The organism is Klebsiella sp. K5-204, from assembly GCF_030128585.1.
Classification (GTDB): Bacteria; Pseudomonadota; Gammaproteobacteria; order Enterobacterales; family Enterobacteriaceae; genus Klebsiella; species Klebsiella quasipneumoniae.
Map to the genome: position 1 here is coordinate 287,421 of NZ_JAKUZS010000004.1, position 23,853 is coordinate 311,273.

At 61.0% G+C, this 23,853-nt stretch carries 15 protein-coding genes; 11 read left to right on the top strand and 4 right to left on the bottom strand.

The features are described 5' to 3' along the window. Positions 1-2 precede the first annotated feature (2 nt). Positions 3-1,004 (top strand): glycosyl hydrolase family 8, encoded by a 1,002-nt coding sequence (locus tag MKR05_RS12920; protein WP_023291300.1) that lies wholly within the window; start codon positions 3-5, stop codon positions 1,002-1,004. 106 nt (positions 1,005-1,110) lie between these two features. Here MKR05_RS12920 and bcsG read toward each other — a convergent pair whose 3' ends face one another. From bcsG to bcsE, 3 genes are read right to left on the bottom strand one after another with little or no spacing between them, the layout of a single operon-like run. Next, positions 1,111-2,787: a cellulose biosynthesis protein BcsG gene (gene bcsG / locus MKR05_RS12925; protein WP_044525010.1), complete on the bottom strand. Its 1,677-nt coding sequence runs from the start codon at positions 2,785-2,787 to the stop codon at positions 1,111-1,113. After that, a complete protein-coding gene (gene bcsF, locus MKR05_RS12930; protein WP_004204976.1) occupies positions 2,784-2,981 on the bottom strand; it encodes a cellulose biosynthesis protein BcsF in 198 nt (65 codons plus the stop codon). Before bcsF ends, bcsG begins: the two co-directional genes overlap by 4 nt. Continuing rightward, the gene (gene bcsE / locus MKR05_RS12935) at positions 2,981-4,534 is read right to left on the bottom strand and encodes a cellulose biosynthesis protein BcsE (protein ID WP_023291298.1); all 1,554 of its coding nucleotides are present in this window, start codon (positions 4,532-4,534) and stop codon (positions 2,981-2,983) included. Before bcsE ends, bcsF begins: the two co-directional genes overlap by 1 nt. Positions 4,535-4,703: 169 nt before the next feature. On the opposite strand from bcsE, the gene bcsR reads away from it, so the two are divergent. The 9 genes from bcsR to MKR05_RS12980 all read left to right on the top strand — a co-directional run bounded on the left by bcsR (position 4,704) and on the right by MKR05_RS12980 (position 20,595). After that, a complete protein-coding gene (gene bcsR, locus MKR05_RS12940; protein ID WP_023291297.1) occupies positions 4,704-4,892 on the top strand; it encodes a cellulose biosynthesis protein BcsR in 189 nt (62 codons plus the stop codon). An 11-nt stretch (positions 4,893-4,903) separates the two neighbouring features. Continuing rightward, complete coding sequence (gene bcsQ / locus MKR05_RS12945) at positions 4,904-5,635, top strand: cellulose biosynthesis protein BcsQ (RefSeq protein WP_072421040.1); 732 nt, start codon at positions 4,904-4,906, stop codon at positions 5,633-5,635. Continuing rightward, positions 5,632-8,250, top strand: coding sequence for a UDP-forming cellulose synthase catalytic subunit (gene bcsA / locus MKR05_RS12950; RefSeq protein ID WP_238875239.1), 2,619 nt, complete (start codon positions 5,632-5,634; stop codon positions 8,248-8,250). The genes bcsQ and bcsA overlap by 4 nt, the downstream gene beginning before the upstream one ends. Positions 8,251-8,260: 10 nt before the next feature. Then, on the top strand, positions 8,261-10,606 hold the full coding sequence (bcsB, locus tag MKR05_RS12955) for a cellulose biosynthesis cyclic di-GMP-binding regulatory protein BcsB (protein ID WP_049013024.1): 2,346 nt from the start codon (positions 8,261-8,263) through the stop codon (positions 10,604-10,606). Positions 10,607-10,609: 3 nt separating this feature from the next. Then, complete coding sequence (gene bcsZ, locus MKR05_RS12960; RefSeq protein WP_023291293.1) at positions 10,610-11,719, top strand: cellulose synthase complex periplasmic endoglucanase BcsZ; 1,110 nt, start codon at positions 10,610-10,612, stop codon at positions 11,717-11,719. Beyond that, the gene (gene bcsC / locus MKR05_RS12965) at positions 11,701-15,180 is read left to right on the top strand and encodes a cellulose synthase complex outer membrane protein BcsC (RefSeq protein ID WP_238875241.1); all 3,480 of its coding nucleotides are present in this window, start codon (positions 11,701-11,703) and stop codon (positions 15,178-15,180) included. The genes bcsZ and bcsC overlap by 19 nt, the downstream gene beginning before the upstream one ends. 243 nt (positions 15,181-15,423) lie before the next feature. Continuing rightward, positions 15,424-17,430, top strand: coding sequence for a biofilm formation regulator HmsP (gene hmsP, locus MKR05_RS12970; protein WP_064154933.1), 2,007 nt, complete (start codon positions 15,424-15,426; stop codon positions 17,428-17,430). A 156-nt stretch (positions 17,431-17,586) separates the two neighbouring features. Continuing rightward, the gene (locus MKR05_RS12975) at positions 17,587-18,873 is read left to right on the top strand and encodes a dicarboxylate/amino acid:cation symporter (protein WP_023291290.1); all 1,287 of its coding nucleotides are present in this window, start codon (positions 17,587-17,589) and stop codon (positions 18,871-18,873) included. A gap of 219 nt (positions 18,874-19,092) precedes the next feature. Then, positions 19,093-20,595: a pitrilysin family protein gene (locus MKR05_RS12980; RefSeq protein WP_101990860.1), complete on the top strand. Its 1,503-nt coding sequence runs from the start codon at positions 19,093-19,095 to the stop codon at positions 20,593-20,595. A 54-nt stretch (positions 20,596-20,649) separates the two neighbouring features. Here MKR05_RS12980 and MKR05_RS12985 read toward each other — a convergent pair whose 3' ends face one another. Next, positions 20,650-21,579: a sugar kinase gene (locus MKR05_RS12985; protein ID WP_044525007.1), complete on the bottom strand. Its 930-nt coding sequence runs from the start codon at positions 21,577-21,579 to the stop codon at positions 20,650-20,652. 194 nt (positions 21,580-21,773) lie between these two features. Here MKR05_RS12985 and MKR05_RS12990 point away from each other — a divergent pair, with 194 nt between their 5' ends. Continuing rightward, a complete protein-coding gene (locus MKR05_RS12990) occupies positions 21,774-23,825 on the top strand; it encodes an AsmA family protein (RefSeq protein WP_064158038.1) in 2,052 nt (683 codons plus the stop codon). Positions 23,826-23,853 lie beyond the last annotated feature (28 nt).

The following is a 23,853-nucleotide window of genomic DNA, read 5'->3' on the forward strand; positions in this document are numbered from 1 at the left end:
TTATGCCCCTGCGTGCTTTAGTGGCGGTGATAGTGACAACGGCAGTGATGCTGGTGCCCCGGGCGTGGGCGGATACGGCATGGGAGCGCTATAAGGCCCGTTTTATGATGCCGGACGGTCGTATCATTGATACCGCCAATGGCAATGTGTCGCATACGGAAGGCCAGGGCTTCGCCATGCTCCTGGCGGTGGCGAATAACGATCGCCCGGCGTTCGACAAACTGTGGCAGTGGACGGACAGCACCCTGCGCGACAAGTCTAACGGGCTGTTTTACTGGCGCTATAACCCGGTGGCGCCGGACCCGATCGCCGATAAAAACAACGCCACCGATGGCGATACCCTGATCGCCTGGGCGCTGCTGCGCGCGCAAAAGCAGTGGCAGGACAAGCGCTACGCGACGGCCTCCGATGCCATCACCGCCTCCCTGCTGAAATATACGGTGGTGACTTTCGCCGGTCGCCAGGTGATGCTCCCGGGGGTGAAGGGGTTCAACCGCAACGACCACCTGAACCTTAACCCCTCCTATTTCATCTTTCCGGCCTGGCGCGCCTTTGCGGAGCGGACGCACCTGACCGCCTGGCGGACATTGCAGAGTGACGGGCAGGCGCTGCTGGGGCAGATGGGCTGGGGGAAATCGCACCTGCCCAGCGACTGGGTGGCGCTGCGGGCGGATGGCAAGATGCTGCCGGCCAAAGAGTGGCCGCCGCGGATGAGTTTCGATGCGATCCGTATTCCGCTGTATATCTCGTGGGTCGATCCGCATAGCGCCTTGCTCGCGCCGTGGAAAGCCTGGATGCAGAGTTACCCGCGTCTGCAAACCCCGGCGTGGATCAACGTTAGCACTAACGAGGTCGCCCCGTGGAATATGGCCGGCGGCCTGTTGGCGGTGCGTGATTTAACGCTTGGCGAACCGCAGGAAGCGCCGCAGATTGACGACAAGGATGATTATTACTCCGCCAGCCTCAAGCTGCTGGTCTGGCTGGCGAAACAGGATCAGCGCTAGCGCGGTGATGGCTTTGCAGGCCTCTCAGCCCGTATGCCTGCGGGCTGAGAGGGAAGAGCAGGAACGTCTCACGATGTCAGGCCGCCAGCATGGGCGGCCTTGTCGCTTATTGCGGATAAGGCACCCAGCTTCCGCCATTCAGCTGGACATACGGCTTGCCCTGATACTGGATAACGATGGCGTTGGCGTTTTCGGACACCGCCGCGCTCTGCGGCAGGTTGGCGACATACTGCTGCCAGTTGACGCTCTCTTCGCTGAACATTTTGCCGTCGAGGGCGCGCACCACCAGCTCCGACACCGCCAGGTAGCTGCTGGGCTGATCGATGATAATCGGCGCGCCTTCATGCGGCGCCTTCATGCCGAAGAATTTCACCGCCGTCGGGACGTTAGTGATCGACGGGCTCGGGATATCACGCAGGCCAGACACCTGCATCTTATCGCCCTTCAGCGCGCCGCCGTGTTCCGGCACCACCACCACCATCACCTTCCGCCCCGATTTTTCCAGCTCGGTGAAGAAGTTATCCAGGTCGTCAAACAGCTTTTGCGCGCGCACTTTGTAGTCCGCGGTTTTGCTTTGTCCCGGGAAGTGGTTGCCGTCATGCAGCGGCAGGGTGTTATAGAAGGTGGCGCTCCGCGGATTGCTGCTGGCCTCTTCGGTCTTCAGCCAGCGGTTGAGGACCGCCAGATCCTCGTACACCGGCGAGCCGTCAAACGCCTGCAGGCTGACCGGCAGACCGCTCTGGTCCATCAGCGGGCTCTGCATGCCGCCCAGCGAACGCAGCTCTTTCAGGAAGTCGCCGAACAGGCCGTTGTGGCCGAGCATCAGCTGCTGGTTGAAGCCGAGTTTCGCCAGGTTTTCAAACAGGTAGCAATCGGCGCCGGACGGCTGATACAGGTTGGTATGCGACAGCTGGCCGCAGCTGGCGCGCAGCAGGCGCACCGCCGCCGGTCCGCTGTAGGAGGTTGCGGAGTTAAAGTTTTTGAAGACGATATCGAAATGCTTCCACAGCGGGTGGTCCATCAGCCCGGCGGCTTCAATATCCGACCAGGAGAGCGAGCAGATATTGATCACCAGCAGGTCAAACGGCTGCGCATCCGCCGGCAGCTGGTCCGGGAACGGCGTCTTGCGCTTCTGCTCGGCGGCATAGAAACCGTTCAGCCAGTTGGTGAGGTTGGCCGAGGTCGGCGGCTCGGTCTGCGGCGGAATATCGCTGCTGGCCGGGCTGGACGCGGCGCCAGCGGCGGCGTTGGTCCCGACGTTGGCCGGCGCGGTGGCGGCGGCGGTGGTGGGCTGACCGGCAGGCCAAATGGTAAAGGCCGGCAGCAACGGGCTGACCGCCTGCCAGACGACCATCGCGGAGACAAACACGGTAACGCGCAGCCACTGGCTGATAAACAGCCATAGCACCAGTAAAACAAAGAAGGCGCCGACCATGCTCCAGTTGATAAAGCGGACAATCAGATCCCAGATATAGCTGGCGCTGAAGCCGGCGATTTGCGAGCCCTGGCTAAGCAGCGTCTCCGGCCCGGGCAGCCAGGTATCATGCCAGAACAGCGCGAAGCCGAGCGGAATGGCGATCCAGTGGCGGATGCGGTGCAGCTTTTCACGCGGGATCGGCACCAGCAGAAAGGCGAGAAACACCAGGTTCAGCATCGGGTGGAAATTGAGATACCCGGCCCACAGCAGGGCAAACTTGACCAGAAAGTATAAGTTCCAGCCGCCAAGGCCGCGCCAGTACTGCCAGAGCGGAAGCGGTGCCGCGGTCGTTTTTTTATTTGTCATTTATTCGCTTTGCCTTGCTTAACCGTTGTTCCCCGGCGTAATACCCCTGCCGGTTTCACGTAACGGGGTTTAAAGAACATCAATCTTAATGTCGTGCGGATCCGGCGCTGATAGTGGCGCGTCAGGTAGCCCAGCGGAAAAAACAGCAGGGCGCAGAGCACCACCAGTTGCAGAATATCGGCGATAGACATCATCAGGCTTGCTCCTCACGGGTGGTTAACCGGTGTGGTTCGGGATAGCGTCGCCAGTGGCGTCCATCATGGGTGGCGTTGATGGTTTCGTTTTTACCGACCGAGAGGGGCAGCGGCGTGTTCCAGCGCGCCGGCTCGACGCCGCGCATGATCACGATTTCCGAGAGGATCTGTTTGTCTTCAAACCACACCATACGGTTAGAAAAAATATCGCCGGTCGGCAGCGGGAAAATATGATTTAGCGCGGTGTCGAGGTCATTGATTCGGCAAAATGACAAGAACAGCACCAGCCGGTTATTGCCGATGGTCATGATGTCGCCCATCCGGTTGGGTTTGCATAACGTCAGCGCCTGCTCGACGCGCAGCCCCGGCGCCGGGCGCAGGGCCACCATCACGCCTTTGCTGTCGGCCGGCAGCAGGGTATTGGTCATCACGTTGTGCACCGCTTCGCAAAAGGCGTCCCATTTCTGATAGCCCCGCAGCTTTAACGGCTGGCTCCAGGTGAGCAGGGTGGCAAAATCTTCCGGGATACGCCGGGAGAACTTTTGGTTCTGTACGCTTTCAATCAGCGTCAGGCAGCGGGAAAGCGACGCGCTGTTGGGGATCACCAGGCTGGCGCCGCTGCTGAGCAGCAGCCGCTCATCGGTCGCGCGCAGGCTGGGGGTTTGTTCGCGGACAATAATTTTCAGCGCGGTGCCGCGCTGACGACGCAGGGTATGAATATAGCGCCCCAGCTGTTCAATTTGCGTATTCTGGGTAATGGAGAAGAGGATCGTCGCCGCCTGCGCAGTGCGCCCGGCGTTGAAGACCTCGTCATTGGTATCGAACAGGGTCCAGTATTCCGAGAGCGGCGGGGCGCCTTCGAGGACGCGCACATGGCTGAGGATCGCTTTTTCGTCGCTACGCGGCTGCACGCTGGTTTCAGCATCCTGCGCTAATCGCCAGCCGGCGTCGTCGTGTTGCACCATCAGCTGCTGCTGGGCGCTGATGCCTTTATCGCTTCCCCACCAGGCAATATCAAAAAGATGGCGGTCGCCCTGGTAGCGAATACTTGCCAGACCGGAAAGGGATCGGTACGCGCGTAATAACGGGGTGAGCTGCCGATCGATATCCTGGGCGGGATTGATCGCTAAGAACGTGCAGCGATGATATTGCGCCCAGCGACTGGTTTTTTCCACCCAGGCGCATAACTTTTCATTATTTATATTTTGCCAGGCATTTTCAGCGCATAGCAGAATAAACAAATAATTGCCAGGCTCGAGGGAGCAGACTAAATCACGATGTATTTCTTCCAGCGCCTCCGGGCGATTCGGCAGGGTAAACAGCGCGATATTATTCGGGCCATGAATGCTATCTAATGAAATGATATCATCAGGTTTATCACCCATGACCAGCGCGGCAACTTTGCTGTTTTTCGCCTGCGCGGCCAGCGTCTGATTAACCAGACTGACGGCATCGGCATAACGGTCAACGTTGAGCCACCATACCCCGCCGACCGGCATATGGCACACTTCATCCCATAATGATGAAATACCCAAAGTAAATACACTATCCACGGCATCCCTCGTGCGCCCTGATTCACACTGGATAAGTTTACTAGCGAAACTGACAGAGTAAACCTAACATTGAAATTAAAGGTCATCAGTTTTAGCATGTACACCTGCTTTTTAAGGAAGCGCTGTATACGTCCTCTGGTTTAATAATAAATTTCGAACGGACAGAGATATGCCAGCAAAAGATCCTGTCGTACCCACGGACGCCACGCTGGGGTACACCTTTCAAAATGATTTTTTGGCGCTAAGCCGGGCATTTTCCCTGCCGGATATTGATTATCATGATATTTCGAGGCGTGAACAGCTGAACGCAGCGCTGAAGCGCTGGCCGCTGCTGGCAGAGTTTGCAGAGAAAAAATAAGGAAGCCGGAGATGGCTATTCTGGGGTTACAGGGCGTGCGCGGGGGAACTGGCGTCACGTCCATTACGGCTGCACTCGCCTGGGCGCTGCAATTGCTCGGTGAAAGCGTGCTGGCGATCGACGCCAGCCCGGATAATATGCTGCGCTTTTTTTTCAACACCGATATCCATCATCAGGACGGCTGGGCCCGGTCGCTGCTTGACGGCCGTGACTGGCGCGACGCGGGTCTGCGCTATACGCAACATATCGATCTGCTGCCGTTTGGCCAGCTCAGCGCGGGCGAAAGAGAAAACGTCGACCAGCTGCTGCCCACCCTGGGAGCGATGACGGAAGCGGTACAGCAGCTGCAGGGCCAGTACCGCTGGCTGCTGCTGGATCTGCCGGCGGGCTATTCGCCGTTGACCCGCGAGCTGCTGACGCTCTGCGACCGCTCGCTGGTGGTGGTCCATCCCGACGCCAACAGCCATATCCGTTTGCACCAGCAGCCCTTTCCGGCCAACAGCGATATTCTGATTAACGATCTGCGGGTCGGCAGCCAGCTGCAGGAAGATCTCTACCAGCTGTGGCTCGAGAGCCAGCCGCGGATCCTGCCGGTGACCATTCACCGCGACGAGGCGATGGCCGAGTGCCTGGCGGCGAAACAGCCCCTTGGGGAGTATCGCCAGGACTCTCTGGCGGCGGAAGAGGTGCTGACCCTGGCGAACTGGTGCCTGATCCACTATGCCGGCGGGAGGGCGGTATGATCCGCCTCAGCACGCTGCTGTTGGCCCCGCCGGTGGGGGAACGGCTGCGCGCGCGCTATGACGACTACCGGCAGCATGGCGCCTCCTGGCTGTCGGCGTCGCTTGGCTGCCTGTGGGCATCGCTGGTCTGGGCGCTCATGCCGCTGGAGACGCCGCGCTGGCAGGCGATTCTGGCGCACCATGACACCTATTTCCCCCATATTAATCCGCACCGGCCACGGCTCCTGGATCCGCTGCGCTATCTGTTGCAATCCCTGTGGCTGCTGGCGACCCGCGTGCCGGAGCCGGAGAAAAAGGTCAACTGGCGTTCGCTGGCGGCGCTGGAAGGGGTGCATGGTCGCTACGCGCAATGGATGGAGAAACTGCCTGAGCAGGTTAACGCCCGCACCCGCCATCTGGATAAACAGAAAGAGCTGGCGCACCTCAATCCTAAACTGCGCCGGGCAATCCTCGGAGTGGTGACCTGCTGCTCGCTGGTGCTGGCGCTGATGTGTATTACGCAGCCCTTTAACCCGCTGTCGCAATTTATCTTCCTGATGCTGCTGTGGGGCGTGGCGCTGCTGGTGCGGCGCATCCCCGGCCGCTTCTCGGCGCTGATGCTGATCGTGCTGTCGCTGACGGTCTCGTGCCGCTATATCTGGTGGCGCTACACCTCGACGCTGAACTGGAACGACCCGGTAAGCCTGGTGTGCGGGATTATTTTGCTGTTCGCCGAAACCTACGCCTGGGTGGTGCTGGTGCTGGGCTACTTCCAGGTGGTCTGGCCGTTGAACCGCCAACCGGTGCCGCTGCCGGAGGACATGGATCTGTGGCCGACGGTGGATATCTTCGTCCCCACCTACAACGAAGATCTCAACGTGGTGAAAAACACCATCTATGCCTCGCAGGGCATCGACTGGCCGAAGGACAAGCTCAACATCTGGATCCTCGACGACGGCGGACGGGAAGCGTTTCGCCAGTTTGCCAAAGATGTCGGGGTGCACTACATCGCCCGTACCAGCCATGAGCACGCCAAGGCCGGTAACATCAACAATGCGCTGAAATACGCCAAAGGGGAGTTTGTCTCGATCTTTGACTGCGACCACGTGCCGACGCGCTCGTTTCTGCAGATGACCATGGGCTGGTTCATGAAAGAGAAAGAGCTGGCGATGATGCAGACCCCGCACCATTTCTTCTCCCCAGACCCCTTTGAGCGCAACCTTGGCCGTTTTCGCAAAACGCCGAACGAAGGCACCCTGTTCTACGGCCTGGTACAGGACGGGAACGATATGTGGGACGCCACCTTCTTCTGCGGCTCCTGCGCCGTGATCCGCCGCGGCCCGCTGGATGAGATTGGCGGCATTGCCGTCGAAACGGTGACCGAAGATGCCCACACCTCGCTGCGCCTGCACCGGCGCGGCTACACCTCCGCCTATATGCGTATTCCGCAGGCGGCGGGGCTGGCGACGGAGAGTTTGTCGGCGCACATTGGCCAGCGCATCCGCTGGGCGCGCGGCATGGTGCAGATTTTCCGTCTCGATAACCCGCTGTTTGGCAAGGGGCTGAAGCTGGCGCAGCGCGTCTGCTACGCCAACGCCATGCTCCACTTCCTCTCCGGTATTCCGCGCCTCATCTTCCTCACGGCGCCGCTGGCCTTTTTGCTGCTCCATGCCTATATCATTTATGCGCCGGCGCTGATGATCGCGCTGTTCGTGCTGCCGCATATGATCCACGCCAGCCTGACCAACTCGAAGATTCAGGGCAAATACCGCCATTCGTTCTGGAGTGAAATCTACGAGACGGTGCTCGCCTGGTATATCGCGCCGCCCACCTTTGTGGCGTTGATTAACCCGCATAAAGGCAAATTCAACGTCACCGCGAAGGGTGGGCTGGTGGAAGAGGAGTATGTCGACTGGGTGATCTCCCGGCCCTATATCTACCTCGTGCTGCTCAACCTGGTCGGCGTCGCGGTGGGGATCTGGCGCTTTATGTACGGCCCGGAAAACGAAATTCTCACCGTCTGGGTGAGTATTGTCTGGGTGTTCTACAACCTGATTATTCTTGGCGGCGCGGTGGCGGTCTCGGTTGAAAGCAAGCAGGTCCGCCGGTCGCATCGTGTCGAAATGAGCATGCCGGCGGCCATCGCCCGCGATGACGGCCATCTGTTCTCCTGCACCGTTCACGACTATTCCGACGGCGGCCTGGGGATCAAAATTCACAGCGACGCGCAGGTGCTGGAGGGGCAGAACGCCAGGCTGCTGCTCAAACGGGGACAGCAGGAGTATGTCTTCCCGGTGCGGGTCGCGCGGGTAAACGGCAACGAAGTGGGATTGCAGCTGCTGCCGTTGACCAACCAGCAGCATATCGATTTTGTGCAGTGTACGTTTGCCCGCGCCGATACGTGGGCGCTTTGGCAGGATAGCTTCCCGGAAGATAAGCCGATGGAAAGCCTGCTGGATATCCTCAAGCTGGGATTCCGTGGTTACCGTCACCTGGCGGAGTTTTCGCCGCCGTCGGTGAAGGTCATTTTCCGCGCGCTCACCTCGCTGGTGGCATGGATAGTGTCGTTTGTACCCCGACGCCCTGAACGCGCCGCGCCGACGCTCTCCGCAGACCCGGCAATGGCTCAACAATGATGATAATGCGATGAAAAGAAAACTTTCCTGGATGTGTGCAGTAGCGGTGGGCATGTGCAGCTGGTATCCGCTGGCCTCTTACGCGGCGCCGGCCGCCGTGGTGAACCCGGCTCCTGGCGTTCAGCCGCAGGCGGCCACCCCGCCCGCGCCGGTGACGATTGGCGAGCCGACGGCGACCCTCGCCGAACCGACCGCTCCGGCGGTGGTCGCCGAGAATATCCCGCAGCGGGAGGTGAAGCTGACCTTTGCCTCCATCGCGCCGCCTCCGGGCAGCATTGTGCTGCGCGGCTCACGGCCTGACGCCTCGGTCGAATTCGGCATGCGCAGCGATGAGCTGGTCGCCAACGCGCTGCTCAATCTGGAATATACCCCGTCGCCCTCACTGCTGCCCGTGCAGTCGCAGCTGAAAGTCTATCTCAACGATGAGCTGATGGGCGTTCTGCCCGTCACCAAAGAGCAGCTGGGGAAAAAGATCCGTGCGCAGCTGCCGATTGACCCGCTGTATATCACCGACTTCAACCGCATACGGCTGGAGTTTGTCGGCCACTATCGCGATGTCTGCGAAAACCCGGCCAGCAGCACGCTGTGGCTGGACGTCGGGCGCGAAAGCTATCTGGATCTCACCTACCAGTCGCTGAAGGTGCATAACGATCTGTCGCACTTCCCGGTGCCGTTCTACGATCCGCGCGACAACCGCCCGCTGACGCTGCCGATGATTTTCCCGGGTTCGCCGGCGGTGGCCCAGCAGCAGGCGGCGGCGATTATCGCCTCATGGTTCGGCAGCAAGGCCGGCTGGCGCGGCCAGCAGTTCCCGGTCTATTTCAACGAACTGCCGGATCGTAACGCCATTGTCTTCGCCACCAACGACAAGCGTCCGGATTTCCTGCGCGATCATCCGCCGGTCAACGCGCCGACCATCGAAATGATCGACAACCCGAACGATCCTTACGTCAAGCTGCTGGTGATTTTCGGCCGCGATGATAAAGACCTGCTGCTGGCGGCGAAGGGGATTGCCCAGGGCAATATTCTGTTCCGCGGCAGCAGCGTCACCGTGGACGGCATCAAAACCCTGCAGCCGCGGCAGCCATACGATGCGCCAAACTGGGTGCGCACCGACCGCTCGGTCACCTTTGCTGAGCTGAAAACCTATGAGCAACAGCTGCAGTCCAGCGGGCTGGTGCCGGATGCCATCACCGTGGCGCTTAACCTGCCGCCGGATCTCTATCTGCTGCGGGCCAACGGCATCGATATGGATCTGAAATATCGCTACACCATGCCGCCGGTGAAGGACAGTTCGCGGATGGATATCAGCCTCAACGACCAGTTCCTGCAGTCGTTCAGCCTTAACAGCTCCCAGGACGTGAACAAACTGATCCTGCGCCTGCCGGTGCTGCAGGGGCTGCTGGACGGCAAATCGGAGGTCACCATCCCCGCGCTGCGTCTTGGGGCGGTGAACCAGCTGCGCTTTGACTTCCAGTACATGAACCCGATGCCCGGCGGCTCCATCGACAACTGTATTACCTTCCAGCCGGTGCAGAACCATGTGGTGATCGGCGACGATTCGACCATCGACTTCTCGAAGTATTATCACTTTATTGCGCTGCCGGACCTGCGCGTCTTCGCCAATGCGGGCTTCCCTTACAGCCGAATGGCTGACCTCGCTGACACCCTGGTGGTGGTGCCGAAGGCGCCGACCCAGGGCCAGGTGGCGACGCTGCTGCAGGCGCTGGGCGGCATCGGTTCGCAGACCGGCCTGGCGGCGATTAATCTGCAAATGACCGACGATGGCAACCAGATCAAGAATAAAGACGCGGATCTGCTGCTGATCGGCGCGATCCCTTCGTCTCTCAAGGACGATACCAAAATCAACCTGCTGGTCGAGGCGACCAAAAGCTGGGTGAAAATGCCGATGCGCCACTATGACCTGGCGAGCATTTATCCCGATGACGAGGCCCGCACGCCCAACACCCGCACCGACATCACCTCTTCCGGACCGATGGCGGCGGTGATTGGCTTCCAGTCGCCCTACAACGATCAGCGTAGCGTGGTGGCCCTGCTGGCCGACAGCCCGCGCGGTAATGAATTGCTGACCAACGCCCTCAACGACAGCGGTAAGCGGGCGGCGATGTTTGGCTCGGTGGCGGTGATCCGCGAATCCGGCGTCAACAGCCTGCGGGTGGGCGATGTTTACTATGTCGGCCATCTGCCCTGGTTCGAGCGCATCTGGTTCGCGCTCTCTAACCACCCGATACTGCTGGCGATCTTCGCCGCGGTCAGTATCGTGCTGCTGGCGTGGGTGCTGTGGCGCATGCTGCGCATTATCAGCCGCCGCCGCCTTAGCCTGGATGATGAATAAACGATGATGAAAGTACTTTGCGGCGCGGTGCTCTCCGCGCTGGTACTGGCGGCGGGCCAGGCGAGCGCCGCTTGCCAGTGGCCCGCCTGGGAGCAGTTTAAGAAAGCGTACGTCAGCCCCGAGGGGCGGGTGATCGACCCCAGCGATGCGCGCAAAATTTCCACTTCCGAAGGACAGAGCTATGGCCTGTTCTTTGCCCTGGCGGCCAACGATCGCGCGGGGTTCGACAAGCTGCTGACCTGGACGCAGAACAATCTGGCGGAGGGCGACCTGCGGCAGCATCTGCCGGGCTGGCTGTGGGGGAAAAAGGACGACGAACAGTGGACGCTGCTGGACAGCAATTCGGCATCCGACTCGGATCTGTGGATAGCCTGGGCGCTGCTGGAGGCGGGGCGCCTGTGGCAGCAGCCGCAGTACACCGAGACCGGGAAAGCGCTGCTGGCGCGGATTGTTGACGAAGAGACGGTGGCGGTGCCGGGCCTTGGCACGATGCTGCTGCCGGGAAAAGTCGGTTTTGCCGACGACAGCGGCTGGCGGTTTAATCCCAGCTATCTTCCGCCGCAGCTGGCCACCTATTTTGTGCGTTTTGGCGCGCCGTGGCCCACCCTGCGCGACACGAACCTGCGTCTGCTGCTGGAGACCGCGCCGAAAGGCTTTACCCCGGACTGGGTGCGCTATGAGAAAGGGAAAGGCTGGCAGCTGAAAACGGAGAAGCCGCTGATCGGCAGCTATGACGCGATTCGCGTCTACCTGTGGGTGGGCATGCTTCATGATGGCGATAAGCAAAAAGCGCGTCTGCTGGCCCGCTTTGCGCCGATGGCGGCACAGACCACGGAACAGGGGGTACCGCCGGAGAAAGTGAATATCGCCACCGGTAAAACCAGCGGCCAGGGGCCGGTGGGCTTCTCCGCGGTGATGCTGCCGTTTTTACAGAACGACGAGGCCCGGTCGGTGCAACGACAGCGCGTCGCCGATAACTATCCCGGCGCGGATGCCTACTACAGCGCGGTCCTGACGCTGTTCGGTCAGGGTTGGGATCAACACCGTTTTCGTTTCACTGCGGGTGGCGAATTACAACCTGACTGGAACCAGGAATGCGCAAGCTCTCACTAAGTTTACTCACGCTGTCCCTCGGCGTTGCGCTGCTGCCGTTAGCGCAGGCGGCGACGACGCCCGCCCAGGAACATCTGCTGGAGCAGGTGCGCCTCGGCGAGGCCAGCAATCGTGAAGACCTGGTGCGCCAGTCGCTATACCGTCTGGAGCTGATCGACCCCAACAACCCGGACCTGATTGCCGCGCGGATGCGCTATCTGCTGCGCCAGGGGGATACCGCCGGGGCGCAAAAAGAGCTGGAGCGACTGACGAAGCTGGCGCCGGATTCCCCTGAGCTGAAGGCGTCGCGCAATGAGATGAAAAGCAACACCGGCGAGGGCCGTCAGGCGCTGCAGCAGGCGCGACTGCTGGGCGTGGCCGGGAAGGTCGATGAAGCCATCGCCGCCTATGAAAAACTGTTCGGCGGCGTGCCGGATGATGTTGATGCCGCTATTGAATACTGGACGCTGGTGGCGCGCCTGCCGGCCCGTCATAGCGAAGGCGTCAGCCAGCTGAAAAAACTGAACGCCAGCGCGCCGGGCAACGTCAGCCTGCTGACGGCGCTGGCGAAGCAGATGTTTGCCGATAACAAACCGCAGGAAGGGTTCGCCTATCTGGCGGAAATGGCCCGCTCAGCCTCAGGACGCGGTATCGCCGCCGATATGTGGTTCAGCGAAGTGAAAAGCATGCCGGTGAGCAAGGCCAGCGTGCAGGCGTTGCAGCAATTCCTGCTGCAGTTTCCTACCGGCTCGGTGGCGGCGAACGCCCGCGTCCTGCTTGACCAGCAGCAGGCGCAGCTGCAGGATCCGACGTTCCGCGCCCGCTCGGAAGGGCTGGCGGCGGTCAAATCCGGAAATACCTCGCATGCGGTGGCGGATCTGCAGAAAGCCGTTCAGGCCGACAGCCGCGACAGCGATGCGGTGGGCGCCCTCGGCCAGGCCTATTCCCAGCGCGGCGACCGAGCGCGCGCGGTGGCCCAGCTCAATAAAGCGATTGCCATGGATCCCGACAGCCCGAATCGCGGCAAATGGGACAGCCTGCTGCAAACCAACCGCTACTGGCTGCTGATCAAGCAGGGGGATAACGCCCTGAAGGCCGGTCAGCTTTCACAGGCGCAGAATTATTATGCCCAGGCGCAGCGGGTCGATCGGACCGACAGCTATGCCGTGCTGGGGCTGGGCGACGTCGCGGCGGCGCGCAAAGAGGCGGCGGCGGCGGAGCGCTATTACCAGCAGGCGTTGCGCCTGGATCGCGGCAATAACCTGGCGGTGCGCGGCCTGGCCAACCTCTATCGCGCCGAATCGCCGGAGAAAGCCAGCGCCTGGATCGCTGGTCTTCCTGCCGCCCAGCGGCGCAGCATCGATGATATCGAGCGCAGCCTGACCAACGACCGGCTGGAGAAACAAGCGCAGGCCCTGGAGAGCCAGGGCAACTGGGCGCAGGCGGCGGAAGTTCAGCGTCGGCGCCTGGCGCTCGAGCCGGACAGCGTGTGGATAACCTACCGTCTGGCGCGGGATCTGGTCAGCGCCGGTGAGCGCCAGGAGGCCGACGCACTGATGCGGACGATGGTCAACCGCCAGCCGCAGGATGCCGAACGGGTCTACGCCTCGGGGCTCTACCTGTCGGGGAACGACCAGGACGATCTGGCGCTGGCGCAAATCGCCGCTCTGCCGCGCAGCGCGTGGACGGATAACATTCGTGAACTTGAGGCGCGTTTGCAAAGCGACCGAGTGCTGCGCCAGGCGAACCAGCTGCGCGACAGCGGCGAGGAAGCGCAGGCGATCGCCCTCATCAAACAGCAGCCGGCCTCGGTGCGCTATGACCTGACGCTGGCCGACTGGGCCCAGCAGCGCGGGGACAACCAGACGGCGATTGCCGACTATCAGCGGGTGCTGCGTCAGGAAGCCGACAACGGCGATGCGCGCCTCGGCCTTGCGGAAGTCTATCTGGCCGAGGGCGATAAACAGGCCGCCCGGGCGCAGGTCATGCAGCTGAAAGGCGCAGAGGCCGAATCCATGAATATGCAGCGGCGGGTCGCCCTGGCGCGAGCTGGCCTTGGCGATACCGCGGACGCCCAACAGATTTTTAACCAGATTGTGCCGCAGGCGAAGGCGCAGCCGCCCTCGATGGAGAGCGCGCTGGCGCTGCGCGATGCCGCGCGCTTTGCCACCCGGAACGGGGAGCCGCAGCAGGCGCTGACCCACTACCGGGAGGCGATGGTGGCCTCCGGCATCACCCCCGCGCAGCCGCAGGATAACGATACCTTTACCCGGCTGACGCGCAACGACAGCCGGGATGACTGGCTGAAGCGCGGGATCCGCAGCGATGCCGCCGACCTTTATCGCCAGCAGGATCTGAACGTCACCCTGGAACACGACTTTTGGGGATCCAGCGGCACCGGCGGCTATTCCGACCTCAAGGCGCATACCACCATGCTGCAGGTGGATGCCCCGCTGGCGGATGGCCGGATGTTCTTCCGCACCGACCTGGTCAATATGGATGCCGGCAGCTTTTCCACCCACAGCGACGGGAGCTACTCGCCCAGCTGGGGCACCTGCGGGGAGATCGCCTGTACCAGCGGCAGTAAAAATCAGACCGACAGCGGGGCCAGCGTAGCGGTCGGCTGGAAGAATGACACCTGGAGCGGCGATATCGGCACCACGCCGATGGGCTTCAATGTCGTCGATGTGGTCGGCGGCCTGAGCTACAGTAGCGACGTCGGGCCGGTGGGGTACACGGTCAACGTGCACCGGCGGCCCATCTCCAGCTCGCTGCTCTCCTTTGGCGGGCAGAAAGACAGCAACAGCCATACTGGCACCACCTGGGGCGGCGTTCGCGCCGACGGCGGCGGTGTGAGCCTCAGCTATGACCGGGGCGAAGCGCACGGTATCTGGTCCTCGCTGGGGGCCGACTCGCTGACCGGTAAAAACGTGGCGGATAACTGGCGCGTGCGCTGGATGACCGGCTACTACTATAAGGTGATTAACGAGAATAATCGTCGCGTCACCGTCGGCCTCAACAATATGATCTGGCACTACGACAAAGATCTCAGCGGTTACACCCTCGGCCAGGGCGGCTATTACAGCCCGCAGGAGTATCTCTCGTTCGCTGTGCCGGTGACCTGGCGTCAGCGCACGGAGAACTGGTCCTGGGAACTCGGCGGATCGGTCTCATGGTCCCATTCGCGTACCCAGACGCAAGCCCGCTATCCGCTGCTGAACCTGATCCCGTCCGACTACCGGCAGCGCGCCAGCGAACTGACGGAGGAGGGCGGCAGCAGCCAGGGATTCGGTTACACCGCCAGAGCGCTGGTGGAGCGGCGGGTGACCAGCAACTGGTTCGTTGGCGCCGCGGTCGATATTCAGCAGGCGAAGGACTACACCCCGAGCCATGCGCTGCTTTACGTGCGTTATTCGGCGGCCGGCTGGCAGGGGGATCTGGATATGCCGCCCCAGCCGCTGGTGCCTTACGCCGACTGGTAGCAGAATAGGCTGAATTACGTCACAGAGCACCACTCCACGGCGCGCTTCGCGTATACTCGTGAGGCGTTGCCCACCGTCGGCCGCCGGGGAGGTCTCTCCGGCGTCTGCGCCACCGCGCGGAGCTATCCCGTCACTTCATCCCTCGCGGGCGTGGGCGAAGGATTTAAGTATATAATCAGCCTGAAACGACCGGGATTGATGGATTAATGCCGGGTATGCATTCAGTATCAGTGGAGAACACCGTTGCGCGTCAGCCGTTCACTTACAATCAAACAGATGGCGATGGTCGCGAGCGTGTCCATGGCCTTTGTATTGGTTTTTTGCACTATTTTGCTGTTTCACTTTGTGCAACAGAGTCGCTTTACCACGGCCACGCAGTTAGAAAGTATCGCGCGATCCGTTCGCGAACCGCTGTCTGCGGCTATTCTGAAAGCCGATATTCCGGAAGCGGAAGCCATTTTAAGCCGTATCCAGCCTGCTGGCATCGTCAGCCGGGCGGATGTCGTCTTGCCCAACCAGTTCCAGGCGCTGCGGATGCGGTTTATCCCTGAGCGGTCGGTGCCGGTGACCATCACCCGGCTGTTTGAGCTGCCGGTGCAGATTTCGCTGCCCATTTATTCGCTGGAGCGGCCGGCCAACCCGCAACCGCTGGCCTATCTGGTGCTGCAGGCCGACTCCTATCGCATGTATAAATTCGTCATGAGCGCCCTTGCTACGTTAGTAACTGCTTACTTACTTCTGGTGCTAATGCTGACGGTGGCGCTCACCTGGTGCATCAACCGGCTGATGGTTCGCCCCCTGCGGCGTATCGCCCGCGAGCTGAACGATCTCTCCCAGCAGGAGCGTCTTGGCCATCAGCTGACCCTCCCGCGCCTGCACCATGACGACGAGATCGGCATGCTGGTGCGCAGCTATAACCGCAACCAGCAGAGCCTGGTGCGCCAGCATGATGAGCTGTCCATCCAGTCGACCCGCTTCCCTGTCTCCGAGCTGCCGAATAAAGCCTTTTTGCTGGCGATGCTGGAGCAGACGGTGGCCCGCCCGCAGAGCGCCGCGCTGATCGTCGTCGCCTGTGAAACCCTGCAGGACGCCGCCGGCGTGCTCAAGGAGAGCCAGCGCGAAATGCTGCTCCTGACGCTGGTGGAGAAGCTGCGCGCCGCGATCCCGCCGCAGATGGTGCTGGCCCAGGTAAGCGGCTATGACTTCGCCATTCTCGCCGATGGCCTCGCCGAATCCTGGCAGGCGGTGACGATAAGTAAGCAAGTGCTCACTATTATTAATGAACGTTTACCGCTGCATGGTCTGCAGCTGCGGCCCTACGCCAGCGTCGGGATCGCCATGTTCCACCCCGGTCTCAGCGCCGAACAGTTTTACCGGCGCGCGGTCTCGGCCGCGGTCACCGCAAGACGCAAAGGTAAAAATCAGATTGAGTTCTTCGATCCCGAGCAGATGGAAAAGGCTCAGCGCCGCCTGATGGAAGAGCACGAAATTATGACCGCCCTCGACAACCAGCAGTTCGCGATCTGGCTGCAGCCGCAGGTGGCCTGCGCCAGCGGCGAGCTCTGCGGCGCCGAGGTGCTGCTGCGCCAGCGGCAGGCGGATGGCAGCTGGTCCCTACCGCCGGCGCTGATTGAGCGCATTGAGTCCTGCGGGCTGATTATCCCGGTCGGCTACTGGGTGATGGAAGAGGCCTGCCGCCAGCTGGCCGCCTGGCAAAGCCAGGGCATTATGCTGCCGCTGTCGGTCAATGTTTCCCTGCTCCAGCTGCTGGAGCACGACCGTGGCGAGGAGATGCTGAAGCTGATCGCCCGCTACCGCATTGCGCCGGGCACCCTCATCCTTGAGGTGACGGAGAGCTGCCGGATGGACGATCCGCAGGATGTGATGGCGCGGTTGCGGCCTCTGCGCGAGGCCGGCGTGCGGATTGCGCTGGATGATTTTGGCATGGGTTATGCCGGGTTGCACCAGCTGCAGCAGATGAAGGCTCTGCCGGTGGATATTCTGAAAATTGATAAGGTATTCATCGATATGCTGCCGGAGGATGTCAGCATGGTGCCGGCGATAATCCAGCTCGCGCGCGGCCTGTCGCTGCGCATTGTGGCGGAAGGGGTGGAAACGGAAGACCAGTCTCGCTGGTTGCAAGCCGCCGGCGTCGAGGTGCTCCAGGGCCACCTGTTCGGTTGCGCTTTACCGCAGGAGGCGTTCAGCGCCCGCTATTTATCCCCGGTCCGGGAAGATGCAAATTTGTAAATGTTTTGTTGACTTGTGCGAGTCAGCTCAAAGATTTTAACAATCGCGTTGCACTTTCGACGTTAGTTATTTCTGAAATGTTTCCAGGGTGTTATTTTTAAGCCACAGACGCCAAATATCCCTTCTTGCTCTGTGGTTATTCCCAAAGGACACCCTATGAAAACCTCTATCTTTAAAAGCCTCTATGTCCAGGTTCTGACGGCCATAGCGATCGGTATTCTGCTGGGCCATTTTTACCCGGAACTGGGCGCGCAAATGAAACCCTTCGGCGACGCCTTCGTTAAGCTGATTAAAATGGTGATTGCTCCGGTTATCTTCTGTACCGTCGTGACGGGGATCGCCGGAATGGAGAGCATGAAAGCCGTTGGCCGTACCGGGGCGGTGGCGTTGCTCTATTTCGAAGTGGTCAGCACCATCGCGCTGATTATCGGTCTGGTTATTGTCAACGTGGTGCAGCCGGGGGCCGGGATGAACGTCGACCCGTCGACGCTCGATGCGAAAGCGGTGGCGGTGTACGCTGAGCAGGCGAAAGACCAGGGGGTGGTGGCCTTTTTACTGGATGTGATCCCGGGCAGCGTCATTGGCGCCTTCGCCAGCGGCAACATCCTTCAGGTTCTGCTGTTCGCCGTTCTGTTTGGCTTTGCCCTGCATCGTCTGGGCAGCAAGGGCCAGCTGATTTTCAACGTCATTGAAAGTTTCTCGCAGGTCATCTTTGGCATCATCAATATGATCATGCGCCTGGCGCCGATCGGCGCCTTCGGGGCCATGGCCTTCACCATCGGTAAATATGGCGTCGGCACCCTGGTGCAGCTGGGCCAGCTGATCATCTGCTTCTATATCACCTGTATCCTGTTCGTGGTGGTGGTGCTGGGGTCAATCGCCAAAGCCACCGGCTTCAGCATCTTTAAATTTATCCGCTATATCCGCGAAGAGCTGCTGATCGTGCTGGGGACCTCTTCATCCGAATCGGCGCTGCCGCGCATGCTCGACAAGATGGAGAAGCTCGGCTGTCGTAAATCGGTGGTGGGCCTGGTGATCCCGACCGGCTATTCGTTCAACCTCGACGGCACCTCTATCTATCTGACGATGGCGGCGGTCTTTATCGCCCAGGCGACCAACAGCCATATGGATATTTTCCATCAAATCACCCTGCTGGTGGTGCTGCTGCTCTCTTCGAAAGGGGCGGCGGGAGTGACCGGCAGCGGCTTCATCGTGCTGGCGGCGACCATCTCGGCCGTCGGGCATTTGCCGGTGGCTGGCCTGGCGCTGATCCTCGGTATTGACCGCTTTATGTCCGAAGCCCGTGCGCTGACTAACCTGGTGGGTAACGGCGTCGCCACGGTGGTGGTCGCGAAATGGGTTAAAGAACTCGATGCCAAACAGATGGATGATGTGCTGAATAACCGTGTTCCCGCGAACAAAACGCACGAATTATCCTCTTAAATCCTCCTCTTAGGCCCGTACTCCCTTGCTGGAGTACGGGCTCCTGCGCATAATTAGAGGTCATTTCCGCCCGGCGGGAATGACACGAAATGATTATTTTACGTTGTCATGCGACATTTTCGTCTCCGTGTGGTCTAACCGACGTATTTCACTCTCACTTTTTTCGGCAGCCCGTCAGTGGGATGCTGTTGTAACCAGGAATGTTCATCAGGGGTTCACATGCAGGGCACAACAATTAAACTCTTAACGGGCGGTTTGCTGATGGTAGCGGCGGCCGGTTATGTGCAGGCAGAAGCGCTCCAGCCTGATCCGGCCTGGCAACAAGGGACCTTAGCGAATGGGTTGTCGTGGCAGGTGCTGGCCACGCCGCAGCGTCCCAGCGACCGTATCGAAGTCCGTCTGTCCGTGAATATTGGCTCGCTGAGCGAAAGCACTCAGCAGAGCGGCTTCAGCCGTTTTATTCCCCGTCTGGCGTTGACGCAAAGCGGCAGCCTGCCGACGATGCAGGCGCGCTCGCTGTGGCAGCAGAGTATTGACCCGAAGCGTCCTCTGCCGCCGGCCATCGTCTCCTACGATTACACGATGTTTAATCTCAGCCTGCCGAATAACCGCAACGATCTGCTGAAAGAGGCGCTGAGCTGGCTGGCGGACGCCAGCGGTAAACTGACCATTACGCCTGAATCGATCAATCACGCGCTGCAAGGCAACGACATGGTGGCGACCTGGCCGCTGGATACCAAAGAGGGCTGGTGGCGCTATCGCCTCAAGGGCTCCACCATGCTGGGCCACGATCCGGCCGCGCCGCTGAAGCAGCCGATCGACGTGGCGCATCTGAAAGACTTTTATCAAAAATGGTACACCCCCGACGCCATGACGCTGATCGTGGTGGGTAACGTCGACAGCCGCAGCGTCGCTGAGCAAATCAGCAAAACCTTTGGCGATCTGAAGGGCAAGCGGGAAACGCCCGCGGCGGTGCCGACCTTATCGCCGCTGCCCACCGTGCCGGTCAGCATCATGACCAGCGCCGTGCGCCAGGACAAACTGTCCATCATGTGGGACGCCCCCTGGCAGCCGATCCGCGACTCCGCGGCGCTGCAGCGCTACTGGCGCGACGACCTCGCCCGCGAAGCGCTGTTCTGGCACGTGCAGCAGAGCCTGAGTAAAAATAACGTCAAGGATATTGGTCTTGGTTTTGACTGCCGGGTGCTCTATCAGCGCGCGCAGTGCGCCATCAACATCGAATCGCCGGGCGAGCGCCTGAATAACAACCTGAGCGTGGTCTCGCGCGAGCTGGCGAAAGTGCGCGACAACGGCCTGCCGCAGGAGGAGTTTGACGCGCTTATCGCTCAGAAAAGCCTCGAGCTGCAGAAGCTGTTTGCCACCTATGCGCGCACCGATACCGACATTCTGATGAGCCAGCGCATGCGCTCCCTGCAAAATCAGGTGGTGGATATCGCGCCGGAGCAGTACCAGAAGCTGCGTCAGGAGTTCCTCAACTCCCTGACGGTGGACATGCTGAACCAGTACCTGCGTCAGCAACTGTCTCAGGATATGGCGCTGGTGTTGCAGCAGCCGAAAGGCGAACCGGAATACAACATGAAGGAGCTGCAGGCCACGTGGGAAAAACTGATGGTGCCGAGTCCGGCGACCGCAGCGACCAGCGGCAGCGCCGATACGGTTGACGCCCACAGCGAGGCCAGCGACATCCCGTCGGGGCAGTAACCTGACGCCTCTCCGGCGCGCCAGCGGCGGCCGGAGAGCGCTTACAGGTGAGGATTATTGCGGCATTGCTTCCCGGGGGATGATCGCCCCGCGATACTGGATCACCGTACTGGCGGTCAGATGTCCGCGTCTGGCGGCGGATTCAGCATCGCCGCCGGTCAGGCGCACGGCCAGATAGCCGGCGCTGAAGGAGTCGCCGGCGGCAGTGGTATCCACCACTTTCTCTTTGGCCAGCTTGACGGCCGGCACTTCCCGCAGCGGTTGCCCGCTCACCGAGACCAGGCAGGCATCCGCTCCGCGCTTCACCACCACCTCTTCCACGCCGGCGGCGTGGGTGCGGGCGATCACCTCGGCGACCGGTTTTTCCCCCCACAGCGCGTCTTCATCATCGAGGGTCAGAAACGCGATATCGGTGCAGGCGAGCATCTCCTGATAGACCTGCTGCGTCTCCGCCTGGCTGGCCCACAGGCGCGGGCGATAGTTGTTGTCGAAGATCACCTTGCCGCCGTTGCCGCGGCACTCACGCAGCAGCGTGAACAGCCTGGCACGACTGGCCGGGCTGAGAATGGCGAGGCTGATGCCGCTCAGGTAGAGATAGTCGAACGTGGCCAGCTCTTCGCAAATCGCCGCCGCGCGATCGCTCTCCAGCCAGAATTTTGCCGCCGCCTCGTTGCGCCAGTAGTAGAAGGTGCGCTCGCCGGCGTCATCGGTTTCAATGTAATACAGCCCCGGCAGGCGGTCGGCCATCCGCTGGATCAGGCTGGTGTTGACGTTTTCCTGCTGCCAACTGTCGAGCATCTGCTGGCTGAACGCATCGGTTCCCAGCGCGGTGACGTAGTGGACGCTCAGCGCGCTGGCATCCGTCTGCCGCGCGATATAGACCGAGGTGTTTAAGGTATCGCCGCCAAAGCCGCGGTTAACGGCCCCGTTCTTCTCTGACAGCTCAATCATGCATTCGCCAATGACGGCAATTTTTTTAGACATAGCCAGAACCTGCAATGGAATCGATATAAGCGCTAGTGTGCGCTGCGCTGTTTTGCTGGTCAATCATATTAAAACATCGTTCCATTATTTTTTTGACCTGACGCGCGTAATGTGACGAAAAGCGCATTTCCAGGAGAAACGCCGCTTTTTGACTATATTCAGGACTGACGTGATGCAAAAGGAGCGGAGTAGGGATGAGCAGAACCCGTAAAACGTTGGTTATCATCACAGGAACGATACTGTTGCTGATCGTTCTCTTTTTTATCGTGTTGGCCACCTTCGACTGGAACCGGCTGAAGCCGACGATTAATCAGAAAGTGTCTGCCGAGCTGAACCGCCCGTTCGCCATCCGCGGCGATCTCGGCGTGGTCTGGGAGCGGCAGCCGGAGGAGCGCGGCTGGCGCAGCTGGATCCCGTGGCCCCATGTGCACGCGGAGGATATCGTGCTGGGCAACCCGCCGGCCATTCCCCAGGTGACCATGATCCACCTGCCGCGGGTGGAGGCGACCCTCGCCCCGCTGGCGCTGCTGAGCAAAACGGTGTATCTGCCGTGGATCAAGCTGGAACAGCCCGACGTGCGGCTGATCCGCCTGGCGGAAGACAACAATAACTGGACCTTTCAGCTGGCTGGCGATCAGCGTGCCGCGGGGGACAGCGCCCCCTCCAGCTGGTCTTTCCGCCTCGATAACATTCTCTTCGATCGCGGGACTATCGCCATTGATGACAAGATCACCCGCAGCGATATCACCATTCTCGTCGATCCCCTCGGCAAACCGCTGCCGTTCAGCGAAGTCACTGGCACGAAGGATCGGCATAGCGCGGCGAAACCAGGCGACTACGTCTTTGGCCTGTCGCTGAAGGGCCGCTATAAGGACCAGCCGGTCACCGGCAACGGTAAAATCGGCGGCATGCTGGCTCTGCGCAGCGCAAGCACGCCTTTCCCGCTGCAGGGCGACTTCCGCTCCGGCAATACGCGGGTGGCGTTCAGCGGCACGGTCAGCGATCCGCTCAACGTCGGCGGCATTGACCTGCGGCTGAAATTCGCCGGCGATTCGCTGCGCGATCTCTACGACCTGACCGGCGTGCTGCTGCCGGAGACGCCGTCGTTCTCCACCGACGGCCGTCTGCGCGCCGACTTTAAGCAGAAAAACAGCATGCGCTTTGACTATCAGAATTTTAACGGCCGGATCGGCGATAGCGACATTCATGGTTCCCTGACCTATACCACTGGCAAACCGCGGCCGAAGCTCAGCGGCGACATGGAGTCGAAGCAGCTGCGGCTGGCGGATCTCGGGCCGTTAATCGGCGTCGACTCCGGCAAAGGGACGAAGAAAAGCGCTGCGCGCCAGGCGGGCGATCGGCCGCAGCCGGCGGGTAAAGTGCTGCCGGCGGACCGCTTTGAAACCGATAAATGGCAGGTGATGGATGCCGATGTACGCTTTAAGGGCCGGAGAATTGAGCACGGCGGTACGCTGCCGATCAGCGATCTGGCGACCCACGTGATCCTGGAGGATGGCGACCTGCGCCTGCAGCCGGTGCGCTTTGGCCTGGCCAACGGGTCGATTGCCGGCAGCGTGCACCTGCAGGGCGATAAAAAGCCGCTGCAGGGTGAGGCCAATCTGCAGGCGCGGCGCCTGAAGCTGAAGGCGCTGATGCCGAACGTCGAGATGATGCAGAAAACCCTCGGCGAGATGAATGGCGACGTTCAGCTGCGCGGCAGCGGCAACTCGGTGGCGGCCCTGCTCGGCAACAGCAACGGCAACCTGAAGCTGCTGATGAATGACGGCCTGATCAGTCGCAACCTGATGGAAATTCTCGGCCTTAACGTCGGCAACTACCTGATCGGCCAGATTTTTGGCGATGAGGAGGTTCGGGTGAACTGCGCGGCGGCCAATATCGACGTGACCAACGGCGTCGCCCGGCCGCAGATTTTTGCCTTCGATACGGAAAACGCGCTGATCAATGTGACCGGGACCGCCAGCTTCGCCTCCGAGCAGCTGGACCTGACCATCGATCCGGAAAGCAAAGGCTTTCGGGTGATCACTCTGCGTTCCCCGCTGTATGTTCGCGGCACCTTTAAATCGCCGCAGGCGGGGGTGAAGGCCGGGCCGCTGATTGTCCGCGGCGCGGTAGCGGCGGCCCTGGCAACCCTGGTGACGCCGGCTGCCGCGCTGCTGGCGCTGATCTCCCCGGCGGAGGGCGATAGCAACCAGTGCCGGACCATATTGTCGCAGATGAAAAAGTAGGGGAGAGCCCTGACGCCAGCGGCGTCAG